Consider the following 13197-nt stretch of genomic DNA (forward strand, 5'->3'; position numbering starts at 1 on the left):
GCCCTCAGCCTCTCAGGCCAGGCCGGCCAGGCGCAGCAGCAGGCCGGCCAGCGCGCTGGCGGCGATGACCGGAATCACGCCCACCTTGTAGCGCAGCAGCGCCAGGCTGGCCGCGGCCATGATGGCCAACGCCGGCCATGCCACATTCAAAGGAAAACCGCCTGTAGCGCCCGTCAAGAAAGCGACATGCGCTATAAAAAACAGAGCGAGACTGGCAATCACCCCGACCACGGCGGCCGTGATGGCCGCCAGCGGCGCGGTGAAATGCAGCTTGCCGTGGGTGGACTCCACCAGCGGTCCGCCCGCCAGGATAAAAATGAACGACGGCAAAAAGGTGAACCAGGTCACCAGCAAGGCCGCCAGCGCCGCGCCCTGGAACAACGCGTCCGGCCCCAGCACCTCCTTGGTCCAGCCGCCGACAAACGCCACAAAGGCCACCACCATGATCAGCGGGCCCGGCGTGGTTTCGCCCAGGGCCAGCCCGTCGATCATCTGCGGTCCGCTGAGCCAGCCGAACTGCTCGACCGCGCCCTGATACACATAGGGCAGCACCGCATAGGCACCACCAAATGTCAGCAGCGCCGCCTTGGTGAAAAACCAGCCCATCTGCGTCAAGGCGCCGTGCCAGCCCTGCCAGGCGACCAGGGCCCCCATGGGCAACAGCCACAGCACGGCACCCACCGCCAGTACCCGGGCCAGCCGCCCCGTGCTGAAGCGCGCGTGATCGGGGGTGGGGGTGTGGTCGTCGATCAGCGCGGGCACAGGCACCACCACCGCGCCGCCATGTCCCCCACCAGCGGCAAACTGCCCGGGCGCAAAACGCGCGCACAGCCAGCCGGTCAGCGCGGCGCCCAGCACCACCCAGGGAAAGGGCACGTGCAAAAACGCAATCGCCATGAAACTGAGCGCTGCCACCACCCACGGGACGGGGGCTCTGGCCGGATTTTTCAATGACTTGCTGCCGATGCGGTGCACCGCCTGCAGCACGATCGCCGCGACGGCTGGCTTGATGCCGTAGAACATCCCGGCGACCAGCGGCAGGTCGCCAAACGCCACGTACATCCAGCTCAGCGCGATCAGGATGAACAGCGACGGCAGCACGAACAACGCGCCCGCCACGACACCGCCCCAGCTCCGGTGCATCAGCCAGCCGATGTAGGTGGCCAGCTGCTGCGCCTCCGGCCCCGGCAGCAGCATGCAGTAGTTGAGCGCGTGCAGAAAACGCTTTTCCGAGATCCAGCGTTTTTGCTCGACCAGCTCGCGGTGCATGATGGCAATCTGCCCGGCCGGCCCGCCGAAACTGATGAAGCCGAGCTTGAGCCAGAACCGGAAGGCTTCTCGAAAACTGACCGCTTTCGGGCTGTCGGTGGTCTGCATCATGCGCCGGCACCTGTCATGGTTTCCGGCTTCCAGTTGTGTGTTTCGGGCGGTTGTCCTTGCCACACGACTCTGGCTTCGCTGGCGCACCAGGCGTAGAGAGCGTCGTACAGCGGCATGGCGGCTTCCAGCATCCTGTGGTCGTCGGCATGCAGGCGGGACAAACCCAGCGAGAAGGCCAGCAAGCCGGCGCACTGCGGCTCCAGCGCCAGGCGGTCGGTGTCGGCCCCGCGCACGATGCGGGCCAGGCGGTCCACGGCCGGGTCTTCGATGTCGAACGCGCGCAGCAAGCCATCAAAACTGCACCACTCGCCCTCGTGCGACACCGGTGCGCCCGGAATGTCGTAGGCCACGGCGTGCAGTCGCGCCGCTTCACTGAAGACCTGCGCAGTCGGCACGTAAAAAAATTCGGCGCGCGGATCGATAAAACGTCGAATCAGCCAGGGGCAGGCGATGCGGTCTATCTTCGGCCGCTCGCGGGTGATCCAGCGCGACGCTTGCTCCCCGGTCACGCCCCAGTCGGGGCGCTTGCGCATGGTGAGCAGCGGCGTCGCGCGCCACTGGGCGATGTTGGCGGCGGTGTCGACCCCGTCTTCACCCCCTTCCATGCCGCCGGCAAGCGCCGAGGCCTTCCAGCCGGCCTGGCGAAACTGGGCCACCGCGTCCTCACTGACGTTGTGGCCGTGAGCGCAGTAAACAACAATTTCGCGCGGCGGTTGCGAGGTGGCAAAGGCCGCCACGTCTTCGGGTTTGCAGCGCACGGCGCCAGCCAGCATGCGCGCGCTTTCAGCAAACCTGGCCTCACGCCGCACATCGAGCAGCCAGGGCGAATCGGCGCGGCCCCTGCGGGCAGCCAGTTCATCGGGGGAAATGAAGGGAAGGGAAGAAATGGAAGTGCTTGCGGTGTCCATGAGTTACTCCAAACGAGTTGCCAGCGCTTGGACGGGACACCGTCTATCTTCGAGAAGATTCGGGAGGCTGAAATCCCGATGACTTAACCATAGCACCAAGCGCGTTGACACGCAACTGGAAGCGCTCAGGCGCGCTGAATCTTGAACACCGCGCGACTGGCGCGGGCATTCGGCCACCACCGGATTTCCTCGCCGTCCTGCAGGCCGAACTGGTCGAGGATCTGCAGCTTGTTCTTGAGCGCCAGGGCCTCGAAGTCCTGCAGCGTGCCGACGCGAATATTGGGCGTGTCATACCACTGGTAGGGCAGCACCTTGGTCACCGGCATGCGGCCGCGCAGCACCGCCAGCCGGTTCGGCCAGTGGCCAAAATTGGGAAAAGCCACGATGCCGATGCGGCCCACACGCGCCGTCTCGCGCAGCATGACCTCGGCATTGCGCAGGTGCTGCAGCGTGTCGATCTGCAGCACCACGTCAAAACTCGCGTCGCCGAACATGGCCAGGCCCTCGTCGAGGTTGAGCTGGATCACGTTGACGCCGCGCGCCACGCAGGCCTGGATGTTGGCGTCGTCTATCTCCACGCCATAACCGGTGCAGCCGCGTTCGCGGATCAGGTGGTCGAGCAGGGCGCCGTCGCCGCAACCGAGGTCCAGCACGCGTGCGCCGGCCGGTACCAGCCGGGCGATCACTTGCTGGTCGGCGGACAGCCGCGGAGCGGTCTTCAGCATGGCGTCACCTTGCTCTCGAAATAGGAGCGCACCACGCCCATGTAGCGGGGGTCGTCGAGCAAAAAGGCATCATGGCCGTGGGGCGCGTCGATCTCGGCGTAACTCACGTCACGCTGGTTGTCGAGCAGGGCCTTGACGATTTCGCGGCTGCGCGCAGGCGAAAACCGCCAGTCGGTCTTGAAGCTCACGAGCAGGAATTTGGCCCGGGCCCGCGCCAGCGCCGGCGTGAGTTTGCCGCCGTACTCTGCCGCCGGATCGAAATAGTCGAGCGCCCGCGTGATCAGCAAATAGGTGTTGGCGTCAAAGTACTCGCTGAACTTGTCGCCCTGGTAACGCAGGTAACTTTCGATCTGGAACTCGACGTCCTGGGTCGAAAATTTGTAGCCGCTCGCATGGCCAATGGCGACTTCACGAAGCTGGCGCCCGAACTTCTCGTTCATCACGTCGTCGCTGAGGTAGGTGATGTGGCCGATCATGCGGGCGATGCGCAGGCCGCGCTGCGGCAACACGCCATGGCGGCCGTAATGCCCGCCATGAAAGTCCGGGTCGGTCACGATGGCGCGCCGCGCCACCTCGTTGAAAGCGATGTTTTCGGCGGTCAGGTTGGGCGCGCTGGCCACCACCACCGCATGGCGCACGCGGTCGGGGTACTGCAGTGTCCAGCTCAGCGCCTGCATGCCGCCCAGGCTGCCACCCATGACCGCGGCCAGGGTCTGTATGCCCAGCGCGTCGAGCAGGCGCGCCTGCGCCTGCACCCAGTCCTGCACCGTGACCACCGGAAAGTCGGCGCCGTAGATCTCGCCGCTGTCGGGGTTGCGCTGCATGGGCCCGGTCGATCCGAAGCAGGAGCCCAGGTTGTTCACGCCAATGACAAAAAACACATTGGTGTCCACCGGTTTGCCGGGGCCTATCATGGTGTCCCACCAGCCCTCGGATTTCGGCACCACGGCGCCCTGCGCATCGAGGTAGACGCCTGCCACATGGTGCGAAGCGTTCAGCGCATGGCAAATCAGCACGGCATTGGACCGGTCGGCATTGAGCGAGCCGTAGGTCTCGTAGCTCAGGTCGTAGGCACGGATGGACGCGCCGCTTTGCAATGGCAAAACGTCGGCGAAATGCATGGACTGTGGTGTGGCAACTAGCAAAACAGAAGGCCCCAACAGAAACAGTGAACAAAAAGAAAACCCGGCATCGCTAAAAGCGAGTCCGGGTTCGTGGATGTTCGTCTTTAGCCGTACTTTTTAAGCGCCCGCAAGCTGAGCAAATCGGCGCTGAGGGCTAGTATAAATGCAAGGCGTCCGACCAGGCCCTCAACCACCCTCAATTCGGGAACTCCCATGGCAGAACTGTTTGGCTCCGATGCCTACGCCCCCCGCGAAATTGCCGAACGCATTGAAACCGTGGGTGTGGCCAAGGCGCGAATGGCGACCTTGCCGCTGCTGATGCTGGGTGTACTGGCCGGGGCGTTCATCGGTCTGGGCAGCCTCTTTTTTGTCATCGTGAAATCCGATGCCGGCCTGGGTTTTGCCGCGGCGCAGCTGGTAGGCGGGCTGGTCTTCTCCCTCGGCCTTGTGCTGGTGGTGGTGGCCGGGGCGGAGCTGTTTACCGGCAACAACCTGCTGGCCATGGCCTGGGCTGACGGCAAGATCACGAGCGCCGATGTGCTGCGGAACTGGGTACTGGTCTGCGCGGCCAATTTTGCCGGCGCGGCCGGGCTCGCGCTGCTGGTCTTCGCCAGCGGTCACACCGACATGAACGGTGGCGCCATTGGCCGCACGGTGGTGAAAATCGCGCAGGTCAAACAGGACTTGCCGGTCTGGGAGGCGTTTTTCCGCGGCGTGCTGTGCAACGTCCTGGTGTGCATGGCGGTGTGGATGGCGATGGCAGGGCGCAGCGTCGTGGACAAGGCGGTCGCCATTGTTTTTCCCATCAGTGCTTTTGTTGCCGCAGGGTTTGAACACAGCATCGCCAACATGTACCTGATGCCACTGGCCATGCTGCTTCAGCAGTCGGGTGGCGTGCCTGCGGGCGAAACCGTGCTCACCTGGGGCGGCATGGCCCTGAACCTGGCTGTGGTCATTGCTGGCAACCTGATGGGCGGCAGCGTCCTGGTCGGACTGAGCTACCACCTGATCTACCGGCGCGGCCCCAAGGCACCCTGAGCGCCCTCAGCCCCAGCCGAGCAAGGCGGCGGCGCCCAGCAAGGCAAAAATCAAGGCGGACACCAGGTGCACCACCCGGAGCGGCACTTTCTTCGTGACCTTGGCGCCCAGCCAGACCACGGGAACGTTGGCCAGCATCATGCCCAGGGTGGTGCCGGCGACCACGCCGAACCAGGCGTCGTAACGGGCGGCCAGCATCACCGTCGCAATCTGCGTCTTGTCGCCCATCTCGGCCAGGAAAAACAGCATCGCGGTGGTGCCGAACACGCCGAAACGCGGCAGGCGCCCGTCGGCCGCGTCGTCGTCGAGCTTGTCCGGAATCAGCATCCAGCCCGCCATGGCGAGGAAGGACACCCCGAGGATCCAGCGCAGGGTCTGCGGACTGATCACGGTGGTCAACCAGGCGCCCAAGGCACCGGCCATCGCATGGTTGGCGATGGTGGCGACGAAGATGCCCGCCACGATGGGCCAGGGTTTGCGAAAGCGCGCGGCCAGCACCAGCGCAAGAAGTTGTGTCTTGTCGCCCATTTCGGCGAGGGCGACGATACCGGTGGAAATGAGAAAAGCGTCCATCAAAGACTCCGGCCGGAAAAAAACCCATGACTGCACGACATCCCCGGCCTGAACGGAGGCTGTGCAGTCAAAGGTCTCGCCAAGTCTGAACCGTTTGCGCCATGTCGTCCCTGTGGCAGGGACGGACAAGTCTGTTGACGCAAACCCCTCTCGCCCCCGCCGTGGCGGCAGGGGGGAGGGAGGCTACTCCCCAATGACAAGCCGCCATTGTAGCGGGCGTCCCTTCCCGCCATGGAGAGGCGGCGCCACCCAAGTTGGTGCGCACCTCTCTGGCGCAGTTTTTGCTTGCTTTTGGTGCTGTTGCTTTTTACAACCTGCTTTCGCACTAAAACTGCTCAAACATTCAAAGAGGGGCTTATGGACGCACTAAAACAGGGCTCGGATGCCTTGTTCATCCTGCTGGGGGGCATCATGGTCTTGGCCATGCATGCCGGATTCGCATTTCTCGAACTGGGCACGGTTCGCAAAAAGAACCAGGTCAATGCGCTGGTCAAGATCCTGGTGGACTTCTCGGTGTCCACCGTCGTGTACTTCGTTGTCGGTTACGGCGTGGCCTATGGCACCAGCTTTTTCGTCGGCGCGGAAGTGCTGGCCGCCAAAAACGGCTATGAACTCGTCAAGTTCTTCTTTTTGCTGACCTTTGCCGCGGCCATCCCCGCCATCATCTCCGGCGGCATTGCGGAGCGGGCGCGGTTTTACCCGCAGTTGCTGGCCACCGCCGTGATCGTCGGTTTTGTCTATCCGTTTTTCGAGGGCATCGTCTGGAACCAGCATTTCGGCGTGCAGGCCTGGATCAAGGCCCTGACCGGCTCCGAGTTCCATGACTTTGCCGGCTCCATCGTGGTTCATGCGGTCGGCGGCTGGCTGGCCCTGCCGGCGGTGATTCTGCTGGGCGCGCGCAGCAACCGCTACCGCAAGGATGGCGGGATTTCGGCGCATCCGCCGTCCAGCATTCCTTTTCTCGCGCTGGGCGCCTGGATCCTGACGGTCGGCTGGTTCGGCTTCAACGTCATGAGTGCGCAGACCATTGACAAGATTTCGGGCCTGGTGGCCGTCAACTCGCTGATGGCCATGGTGGGCGGCACGCTGGTCGCGCTGGCGCTCGGCAAGAACGACCCCGGTTTTGTACACAACGGCCCGCTGGCCGGGCTGGTGGCCGTGTGTGCAGGCTCGGACCTGATGCACCCGCTGGGCGCGCTGGTCACCGGCGGCATCGCCGGCGCGGTCTTTGTATTGATGTTCACGCTGACGCAAAACCGCTGGAAGATCGACGACGTGCTGGGCGTCTGGCCGCTGCACGGCCTGTGCGGTGCCTGGGGCGGCATCGCCGCCGGCATCTTCGGCAGCAAGGCCCTGGGCGGCTTGGGCGGCGTGCACCTCGGCGCGCAACTGATCGGCACGGTCATGGGCGTGGGCTGGGCGCTGCTGGCGGGTTTTGCGGTCTACGGCCTGATCAAGGCCACCATGGGCCTGCGCCTGAGCCAGGAAGAAGAATACGAGGGCGCCGACCTGTCGATCCACCGCATCGGCGCCACCCCCGACCGGGAAGTCAACTGGTGATGGCCACGCTGGCGGCCTGCTACCGTTTGCTTCTGAATTTATAGCTGGTTGCGCACACCCCTATTGGGCTGATGGCCGATTTGGCCTATGGAGTTCAGCGAACCCGCTGCAGTGTCGGCGCCAGCCAGCGGTCCAGCGACCACGGCCCCCCACCGTAAATGGCCAGCCCCGCCAGCAGCGTGCCCCAGAACACATGCTGCTGCAGGGCGGCCGGCGCGATCTCGCTGAGCGAGATCACCGCGACGGCATTGACCACGAACAAACCCAGCGCTGGGAAGCGGCCCGCCAGGCCCAGCACCAGCAGCACGGGCAGCACCAGTTCGCCCGCCGTCCCCAGCAAAGCGGCCGCCGCCGGGGGCAGCAGGGGCACGTGGTACTCGTCGGTGAACAGGGCCACGGTGGTGTCCCAGTCGCGCAGCTTGGTCAAGCCGGACAGAAAAAAGACCTGCGCGATGTACAGGCGCGCCAGCAAAGCCGCCGCCGGCTGCAGTGTATTGAGGGGCCGGGTCAGCCCGCCCCACGCATTCAGGCCGCGTGCCAGCCAGGCCATGCGGCCATTACTTGTCATCATGTGTTTCCTTCGGTGGTTGGCAACGAATGCACGCCCATGGCCAGGCTGGTCTGCACCGCCTCGCCCAGCCAGGCATTGAAATCAAATGGCACGGCGTCCGGAGCATCATCCAGCGCCTCCAGGGCGTGGAGCAGGGACCGGCCGGCCATCAGCGTCCCGAGCAGCCGGTGTTCGTTCGCGGTACTCACGCGCACGCGGGGCCGCAAGCCCTGGCGCCAGACCAGCACGTGTTCAGCGCGGCCCTCCGCCAGCCTTTGCCCGGCCTGTTGCAGACTGGGGCTGCCCGTGAGATGGGCATTGACGATGCTGGCCACCGGATAAGGGCTCGCCAGCAAGGCCACGCCCGCGCCCAGGGTGAACGTGATCCGCGCGGGATCCTCCGTGGCCAGCCGTGCAAACGACGCCGGATCGGGCGGCACATCGGCCGCGCTGCCGGCCAGGTGCATGCGCCACTCCAGATGCGCGACATCGGCGAGGTAGGGGTCATCGGCCAGCTGCGCGGAAGCCCCGATGAAGCCGCCAAGCAGGTCCCCCCAGCAAGCCATGTCGCCGCAAAGGGGCGGATGGAAGGCCCGGAAGTGGCGCGCCAGCGCGGCGAAATTTTCCTCACCGACCAGTTGCACCAGCACCGGGTAGGCGGCGGTCAGTGCACGTTCCGCCAGCGCCTGGCCGTTCGCGCGGTAGGCTTGCAGGCCGCGTTGCGCGCGCCGCGCCTGGGTGGCATCCCCGGCAGACAGCCAGGGTGGCAGGGCGACGCCCTCGGCCGCGCCCAGCACCAGCTGCAGCAGGGCCTGCTGCTCCTGCTGGAAGTTGTCGGGCCTCATGCCGCCACCGCGCTGTCCGCCAGGGCTTGCAGCGCGCGGGCGCTGGCCGCTTCGTCGAGCAATACCTGCAGCGACGGCATGTCGGTGTCCCACTCCACGAGGGTGGCCAGGCCGCCCGGCGCCTTGCCAAAACGCGCCAGTGCATGACGGTAAAGCTGCCAGACTTCGTCGCACACGCGGCTGCCGTGGTCATCGATGACGATGTCACCGCAGTCCTTGTGCCCCGCGAGGTGCAGCTCCGCCACCGCGTGCGGCGGTATCTGGTCCAGCCATGCCATGCAGGCGCGCACCGGATCCTCCGTGCTGCCCGCCAGGCGCTCGTTGCATGCGTTCACATAAATATTGTTGACATCGACCAGCAGGCCGCAGCCGCTGCGGCTGGCGAGTGCCGAAAGAAAACCGGTTTCACTCATGTCGCAAGTGTTGAAGCGTACATAGGCGGACAGGTTTTCGACCAGCAGGCGGCGCTTCAGCCGGTCCTGCACCTGCTGCACATTGGCGCACAACACATCCAGCGACTGCCGGTGAAAGGCAAGCGGCAGCAGATCTGCCGCATGCACGGTGGCGCCCCCCCATGGTCCGCGCGCAAACGAGGCATGGTCCGAGACGCGAACCGGCTCGATGCGCTCGACCAGCGCAGCAAGCTGCTCCAGGTGCCAGGGATCAATCCCGGCGGCCGATCCCAGTGCCAACCCGACGCCATGCAGGCTGACCGGGTAGCTCTGGCGGGCCTCATGCAGGACAGCGAGCGCCGCGCCGCCGCGCGCAAAAAAGTTTTCGGAATGGACCTCCAGGAAGTCCAGTTCCGGTTGTGCCTCGAGCAGGCAGGCATAGTGCGGATGCCGCCAGCCTATGCCCGTGGTGAAAAAAGTGGAATCAGTCACAGCCAGAAGGCGACGCCTGTCCAGGAACAGGCTGCTTCGCCCGGATGGGAACATTCAGCAAGCCATCAGCTCTTCTTGTCCATCATCGGCTTGTCCATCATGGCTTTGCCTTTCATCTTCGCCTGGTCAGCTGTCATGCCTTTCATGCCGGCGCAAGTGCCTTTAGCAACGTATTTCCATTCGCCGGCATCGTCACTGAGCTTGGACTGGCCGGCACAGGAATGGGTACCGGCCAGATTGGCGCAATCGTTCTGGCCCGCCTTGGCGATGCCGTAACATTTTTCTTTTTCCTGGGCGACAGCGGGTGTGGCCATCAGCATGGTGGACAGCAGGGAAGCTGCAGCTGCAGCAATCAGGGCGCGTTGGTTCATTTGAAATCTCCAGTTGATTCGAACAGGTTAAAAATCCCAACCAGACCCGTGTTGTTTCTCTGTCTGGTTAAAGCTTGGTCCGGCGACTGCCGGCGTTCTTACAGGATTTTTCTCACTGTCAAAAAAATGCTCGCGGCTTACAGCAAGTCGGCAATGCGGTCCCAGGCCTCCGGCGGAATCCGGCCCCGGTAACGCTCAACAATTTTTCCGGACTTGTCGACCAGGTATCCTGCAGGCAGTTGCGCGTGTTGGCCCAGGTTGTCGCGGTAGCTGCTGTCGCCGGCCCAGAGCTGGACAAACCGCTGCCGGGTCGACACCGTGCGCGAGATGATGGCTTCATAGTCCAGCACGTCCTGCATGCGTGTGTCGGTGCTCACAGCCACCAGCTCGAAGGGTTTGCCGACCCAGCCTTCGTAGTTGGTCCGCAGCTCGGGCATCTTGTCGCGGCACACCGCGCAGCCAGTGGACCAGTACAACACCAGCACCACCTTGCCCCTGAGCGAGGACAGCCTGAAGGGCTTGCCCTCCACCGTTTTGCCTTCAATGTGCGGCGCTGCTGCTGCCACTCGCGCTGCGACGGCGCTTTCCGCCTTCATGGAGGTCGGCGGTGTTTGCGCCTGCGAGGGAGTGACCATCCCGAGAGCGATAAGGGCGAGCGTACCCAGGCCCGCGAAGCTCCGGTCTGAACGAGCGCCGCTGCGGGAGGCGATGGGTGTTGAAACGTGACAGGCAAAACCCATGATGGTGTCCTTGGTGGGTGGTGGCAGCAGATTTGGACTGCAAGGGCTTGGTCGCCGACTGGCTGGAATCCTTACGGGTATTTCTGCACTTTTTTTGCCACCCCCGCGCTGCCGTGCGACTAGACTCGCCATCCATGGCCACCTTTGAAGAGCAACTGGTTGAACACCGCCTCTACCTCATGCGTTTTGCGCGGCTGCAGCTGCGCAACGATGCGTGGGCCGAAGATGCCGTGTCGGAGACGCTGCTGGCGGCACTGTCCAAGCCGCAATCGTTTGGCAACCGTTCGCAGCTCAAGACCTGGCTGGTCGGCATTCTCAAGCACAAGGTCATCGACCTGATCCGCAGCCACGCCCGGGAGGTCTCGCTTCCCGATAACGGGGCCGACGACGAAGCCGATGAGCTGGACAAGCTCGCCTTCCAGGCCGACGGTCACTTCGCCCGCCCGCCCGGTGACTGGGGTGATCCGCAGCAAACCCTGGCGCAGAGCCAGTTTTTCAAGGTCCTGGATGCCTGCGTCGAGCGGCTGCCCCCGGCGCTCGGCCGCCTGTTCCTGATGCGCGAATGGCTGGAACTGTCCTGTGAAGAAGTCTGTAAGGAACTCTCGCTCACGCCGACCAATTTGTATGTTCAGCTTCACCGTGCCCGCCTGCGTTTGCGCGAATGCCTGGCCATTCACTGGTTTGGTCAACACACTCACTGAATGGCCGTCATGAACATCCCCGCCCTTCCCCTGATGCGCACCTGCAGGCAGGCCGCAGCCTTGCTGGTGGCACGGGAGGACCGTGCCTTGCGCCTGTCCGATACCGTTGCCCTGCGCCTGCACCTGCTGGCCTGCAAGGCCTGCCCACAATTTGAAAACCAGTTGCTCACCATGCGACTGGCCATGAGCCGCTGGCGCAATGATGCGGGCGAGGCGCAGGGCCCGGATAGCCAGGGCCTCCAGCGGCCCGAGTGATGGCAGCACGCCGCTGCCGCCCGGCCCACCGAGGTTCCCGGCCACCGCGCTCTCTCGAAAAATAGCCAGCTATTTGTGTGAGCAGCGTAAAAATTCGTTTTCCGGCGCCACCGCTGGTGCTCTTCCCACCCCCTCTTGAGCGAGAAAATACAAGTGGGCACAAACTTCCTGTTTTCTTCTTGAAAATCAACACTCTTGTATTTTCCGAAGCCCGGTTTGCGACGCATCGCATCGCCAGCGGGCACGCCAGCGCTCCCGCGCCAGGGCAAAACCGGCCGCCAGCCCAGTGTTGGTGCGGGTCTGCCCGGCCGGGCGACGGCAAGATTCGCTTGTCTTCCCCGGGTCTGGCCGCATAACATAAAGGGTGTGGATGTGCATCCACACCCGTCGGGTGATCGGTCAGTTTCGCGCGCTACAGCTGCAGGTTGAAAGATTGTTGTGCTTTCGGGACTCCATCGCTTTTGTCATTGTGCTTTTTTGATCATGTGTTTTAGAGGAGTCCCTTCATGGGCAACAAACTTTACGTCGGCAATCTGCCTTACTCAGTCCGCGACGAAGACTTGCAACAATCTTTCGGCCAGTTCGGCGCTGTCACCAGCGCTAAAGTCATGATGGAACGCGACACCGGTCGCTCCAAAGGCTTTGGCTTTGTCGAAATGGGCAGCGATGCCGAAGCGCAGGCAGCCATTGCCGGCATGAACGGCCAGCCTCTGGGCGGTCGCAGCGTTGTCGTCAACGAAGCCCGTCCGATGGAAGCTCGTCCTCCACGCACCGGCGGCGGCTTCGGCGGCGGTAGCGGTGGTGGCGGCGGCTACGGTGGTGGCGGCGGCGGCGGTGGTTACGGCGGCGGTGGTGGCGGTGGCCGTTCCGGCGGCGGCGGCTACGGTGGTGGCGGCAACGACGGCGGTTTCCGCAGTCCCTACGGTGGCGGTGGCCGTTCCGGCGGTGGCGGCGGTAACGGTGGCGGACGCGGCGGCTACTAAGCCGCCAGCCTGGAGACCGCTTGAAAAGGCTTCAAGACCTCGGTTCTGAAGCCTTTTTCATGGGACCACTTACCGCCAGTCGCAAACGGCGCTGATTTTGCAGGATTTCTGTTGGCTTTGTTCATATCTGGCGCATAATGCACGGGTGTGGGTATAAATCCATACAGGTTAGGTGATCGGTCAGTTTCGCGCGCTACAGCGGTACGTTTGAAGATTTGTTGTGCTTTCGGGACCCCATCGCTTTTGTTATTGTGTTTTAGAGGAGTCCCTTCATGGGCAACAAACTTTACGTCGGCAATCTGCCTTACTCAGTCCGCGACGAAGACTTGCAACAATCTTTCGGCCAGTTTGGCGCTGTCACCAGCGCTAAAGTCATGATGGAACGCGACACCGGTCGCTCCAAAGGCTTTGGCTTTGTCGAAATGGGCAGCGATGCCGAAGCGCAGGCAGCCATTGCCGGCATGAACGGCCAGCCTCTTGGCGGTCGCAGCGTTGTCGTCAACGAAGCCCGTCCGATGGAAGCTCGTCCTCCACGCACCGGCGGCGGCTTCGGCGGCGGT

General features: G+C 63.9%; 15 protein-coding genes, 1 pseudogene and 1 riboswitch. Of the genes and pseudogenes, 6 read left to right on the top strand and 10 right to left on the bottom strand.

Going from position 1 to position 13197, the window contains the following annotated elements; translation table 11 throughout:
• Positions 1–12: 12 nt before the first annotated feature.
• From chrA to metX, 4 genes are all read right to left on the bottom strand, one after another.
• Positions 13–1380 (bottom strand): chromate efflux transporter, encoded by a 1368-nt coding sequence (gene chrA, locus B7G53_RS19870; protein WP_096670955.1) that lies wholly within the window; start codon positions 1378–1380, stop codon positions 13–15.
• Positions 1377–2288 (bottom strand): chromate resistance protein ChrB domain-containing protein, encoded by a 912-nt coding sequence (locus B7G53_RS19875; RefSeq protein ID WP_096670957.1) that lies wholly within the window; start codon positions 2286–2288, stop codon positions 1377–1379. The genes chrA and B7G53_RS19875 overlap by 4 nt, the downstream gene beginning before the upstream one ends.
• A gap of 125 nt (positions 2289–2413) precedes the next feature.
• On the bottom strand, positions 2414–3013 hold the full coding sequence (gene metW, locus B7G53_RS19880) for a methionine biosynthesis protein MetW (RefSeq protein WP_096670959.1): 600 nt from the start codon (positions 3011–3013) through the stop codon (positions 2414–2416).
• Positions 3007–4134, bottom strand: a complete 1128-nt coding sequence (gene metX / locus B7G53_RS19885; protein ID WP_441339005.1) for a homoserine O-succinyltransferase MetX — start codon at positions 4132–4134, stop codon at positions 3007–3009. Before metX ends, metW begins: the two co-directional genes overlap by 7 nt.
• Positions 4135–4350: 216 nt before the next feature.
• Between metX and B7G53_RS19890 the strand changes: the two genes are divergently transcribed.
• Positions 4351–5175, top strand: a complete 825-nt coding sequence (locus B7G53_RS19890) for a formate/nitrite transporter family protein (protein WP_096670963.1) — start codon at positions 4351–4353, stop codon at positions 5173–5175.
• A 6-nt stretch (positions 5176–5181) separates the two neighbouring features.
• On the opposite strand, the gene B7G53_RS19895 is transcribed toward B7G53_RS19890, so the two are convergent.
• Positions 5182–5748, bottom strand: coding sequence for a TMEM165/GDT1 family protein (locus B7G53_RS19895; protein ID WP_096670965.1), 567 nt, complete (start codon positions 5746–5748; stop codon positions 5182–5184).
• Position 5749: 1 nt separating this feature from the next.
• A riboswitch (yybP-ykoY riboswitch) is annotated at positions 5750–5952 on the bottom strand.
• 153 nt (positions 5953–6105) lie between these two features.
• Between B7G53_RS19895 and B7G53_RS19900 the strand changes: the two genes are divergently transcribed.
• Positions 6106–7308 (top strand): ammonium transporter, encoded by a 1203-nt coding sequence (locus tag B7G53_RS19900; RefSeq protein ID WP_096670967.1) that lies wholly within the window; start codon positions 6106–6108, stop codon positions 7306–7308.
• 94 nt (positions 7309–7402) lie between these two features.
• On the opposite strand, the gene B7G53_RS19905 is transcribed toward B7G53_RS19900, so the two are convergent.
• From B7G53_RS19905 to B7G53_RS19925, 5 genes are all read right to left on the bottom strand, one after another.
• Entirely contained in the window at positions 7403–7876 is a 474-nt protein-coding gene (locus B7G53_RS19905; protein ID WP_255250102.1) for a DoxX family protein, read from the bottom strand.
• A complete protein-coding gene (locus tag B7G53_RS19910) occupies positions 7876–8703 on the bottom strand; it encodes an HvfC/BufC N-terminal domain-containing protein (protein ID WP_096670971.1) in 828 nt (275 codons plus the stop codon). Before B7G53_RS19910 ends, B7G53_RS19905 begins: the two co-directional genes overlap by 1 nt.
• Positions 8700–9587 carry an MNIO family bufferin maturase gene (gene bufB / locus B7G53_RS19915; RefSeq protein ID WP_255250103.1) on the bottom strand — a complete coding sequence of 296 codons (888 nt, stop codon included), beginning with the start codon at positions 9585–9587 and terminating at the stop codon, positions 8700–8702. The genes B7G53_RS19910 and bufB overlap by 4 nt, the downstream gene beginning before the upstream one ends.
• A gap of 65 nt (positions 9588–9652) precedes the next feature.
• Positions 9653–9958, bottom strand: a complete 306-nt coding sequence (locus tag B7G53_RS19920; RefSeq protein WP_096670975.1) for a BufA1 family periplasmic bufferin-type metallophore — start codon at positions 9956–9958, stop codon at positions 9653–9655.
• A gap of 137 nt (positions 9959–10095) precedes the next feature.
• Positions 10096–10593, bottom strand: coding sequence for a TlpA family protein disulfide reductase (locus tag B7G53_RS19925; RefSeq protein WP_096670977.1), 498 nt, complete (start codon positions 10591–10593; stop codon positions 10096–10098).
• Between the two features lie 239 nt (positions 10594–10832).
• On the opposite strand from B7G53_RS19925, the gene B7G53_RS19930 reads away from it, so the two are divergent.
• The 4 genes and pseudogenes from B7G53_RS19930 to B7G53_RS19945 all read left to right on the top strand — a co-directional run.
• On the top strand, positions 10833–11399 hold the full coding sequence (locus B7G53_RS19930) for a sigma-70 family RNA polymerase sigma factor (RefSeq protein WP_096670979.1): 567 nt from the start codon (positions 10833–10835) through the stop codon (positions 11397–11399).
• Positions 11400–11408: 9 nt separating this feature from the next.
• On the top strand, positions 11409–11654 hold the full coding sequence (locus B7G53_RS19935) for a zf-HC2 domain-containing protein (protein WP_096670983.1): 246 nt from the start codon (positions 11409–11411) through the stop codon (positions 11652–11654).
• A 506-nt stretch (positions 11655–12160) separates the two neighbouring features.
• The gene (locus B7G53_RS19940) at positions 12161–12637 is read left to right on the top strand and encodes an RNA recognition motif domain-containing protein (RefSeq protein WP_096670981.1); all 477 of its coding nucleotides are present in this window, start codon (positions 12161–12163) and stop codon (positions 12635–12637) included.
• Between the two features lie 272 nt (positions 12638–12909).
• Positions 12910–13197 (top strand): annotated as a pseudogene (locus B7G53_RS19945) (RNA-binding protein); the annotation flags it as partial.

Source organism: Polaromonas sp. AET17H-212 (genome assembly GCF_002379085.1).
Classification (GTDB): domain Bacteria; phylum Pseudomonadota; class Gammaproteobacteria; order Burkholderiales; family Burkholderiaceae_C; genus Polaromonas.

Excerpts from the sequence above, each read along its gene's own strand:
- B7G53_RS19925 (WP_096670977.1), bottom strand. The coding sequence starts at position 10,593 with ATGGTCACTCCCTCGCAGGCGCAAACACCGCCGACCTCCATGAAGGCG.
- B7G53_RS19910 (WP_096670971.1), bottom strand. The coding sequence starts at position 8,703 with ATGAGGCCCGACAACTTCCAGCAGGAGCAGCAGGCCCTGCTGCAGCTG.
- B7G53_RS19935 (WP_096670983.1), top strand. The coding sequence starts at position 11,409 with ATGAACATCCCCGCCCTTCCCCTGATGCGCACCTGCAGGCAGGCCGCA.
- B7G53_RS19895 (WP_096670965.1), bottom strand. The coding sequence starts at position 5,748 with ATGGACGCTTTTCTCATTTCCACCGGTATCGTCGCCCTCGCCGAAATG.
- B7G53_RS19905 (WP_255250102.1), bottom strand. The coding sequence starts at position 7,876 with ATGACAAGTAATGGCCGCATGGCCTGGCTGGCACGCGGCCTGAATGCG.
- B7G53_RS19890 (WP_096670963.1), top strand. The coding sequence starts at position 4,351 with ATGGCAGAACTGTTTGGCTCCGATGCCTACGCCCCCCGCGAAATTGCC.
- metW (WP_096670959.1), bottom strand. The coding sequence starts at position 3,013 with ATGCTGAAGACCGCTCCGCGGCTGTCCGCCGACCAGCAAGTGATCGCC.
- B7G53_RS19930 (WP_096670979.1), top strand. The coding sequence starts at position 10,833 with ATGGCCACCTTTGAAGAGCAACTGGTTGAACACCGCCTCTACCTCATG.
- B7G53_RS19875 (WP_096670957.1), bottom strand. The coding sequence starts at position 2,288 with ATGGACACCGCAAGCACTTCCATTTCTTCCCTTCCCTTCATTTCCCCC.
- B7G53_RS19940 (WP_096670981.1), top strand. The coding sequence starts at position 12,161 with ATGGGCAACAAACTTTACGTCGGCAATCTGCCTTACTCAGTCCGCGAC.
- B7G53_RS19920 (WP_096670975.1), bottom strand. The coding sequence starts at position 9,958 with ATGAACCAACGCGCCCTGATTGCTGCAGCTGCAGCTTCCCTGCTGTCC.
- B7G53_RS19900 (WP_096670967.1), top strand. The coding sequence starts at position 6,106 with ATGGACGCACTAAAACAGGGCTCGGATGCCTTGTTCATCCTGCTGGGG.
- chrA (WP_096670955.1), bottom strand. The coding sequence starts at position 1,380 with ATGATGCAGACCACCGACAGCCCGAAAGCGGTCAGTTTTCGAGAAGCC.
- metX (WP_441339005.1), bottom strand. The coding sequence starts at position 4,134 with ATGCATTTCGCCGACGTTTTGCCATTGCAAAGCGGCGCGTCCATCCGT.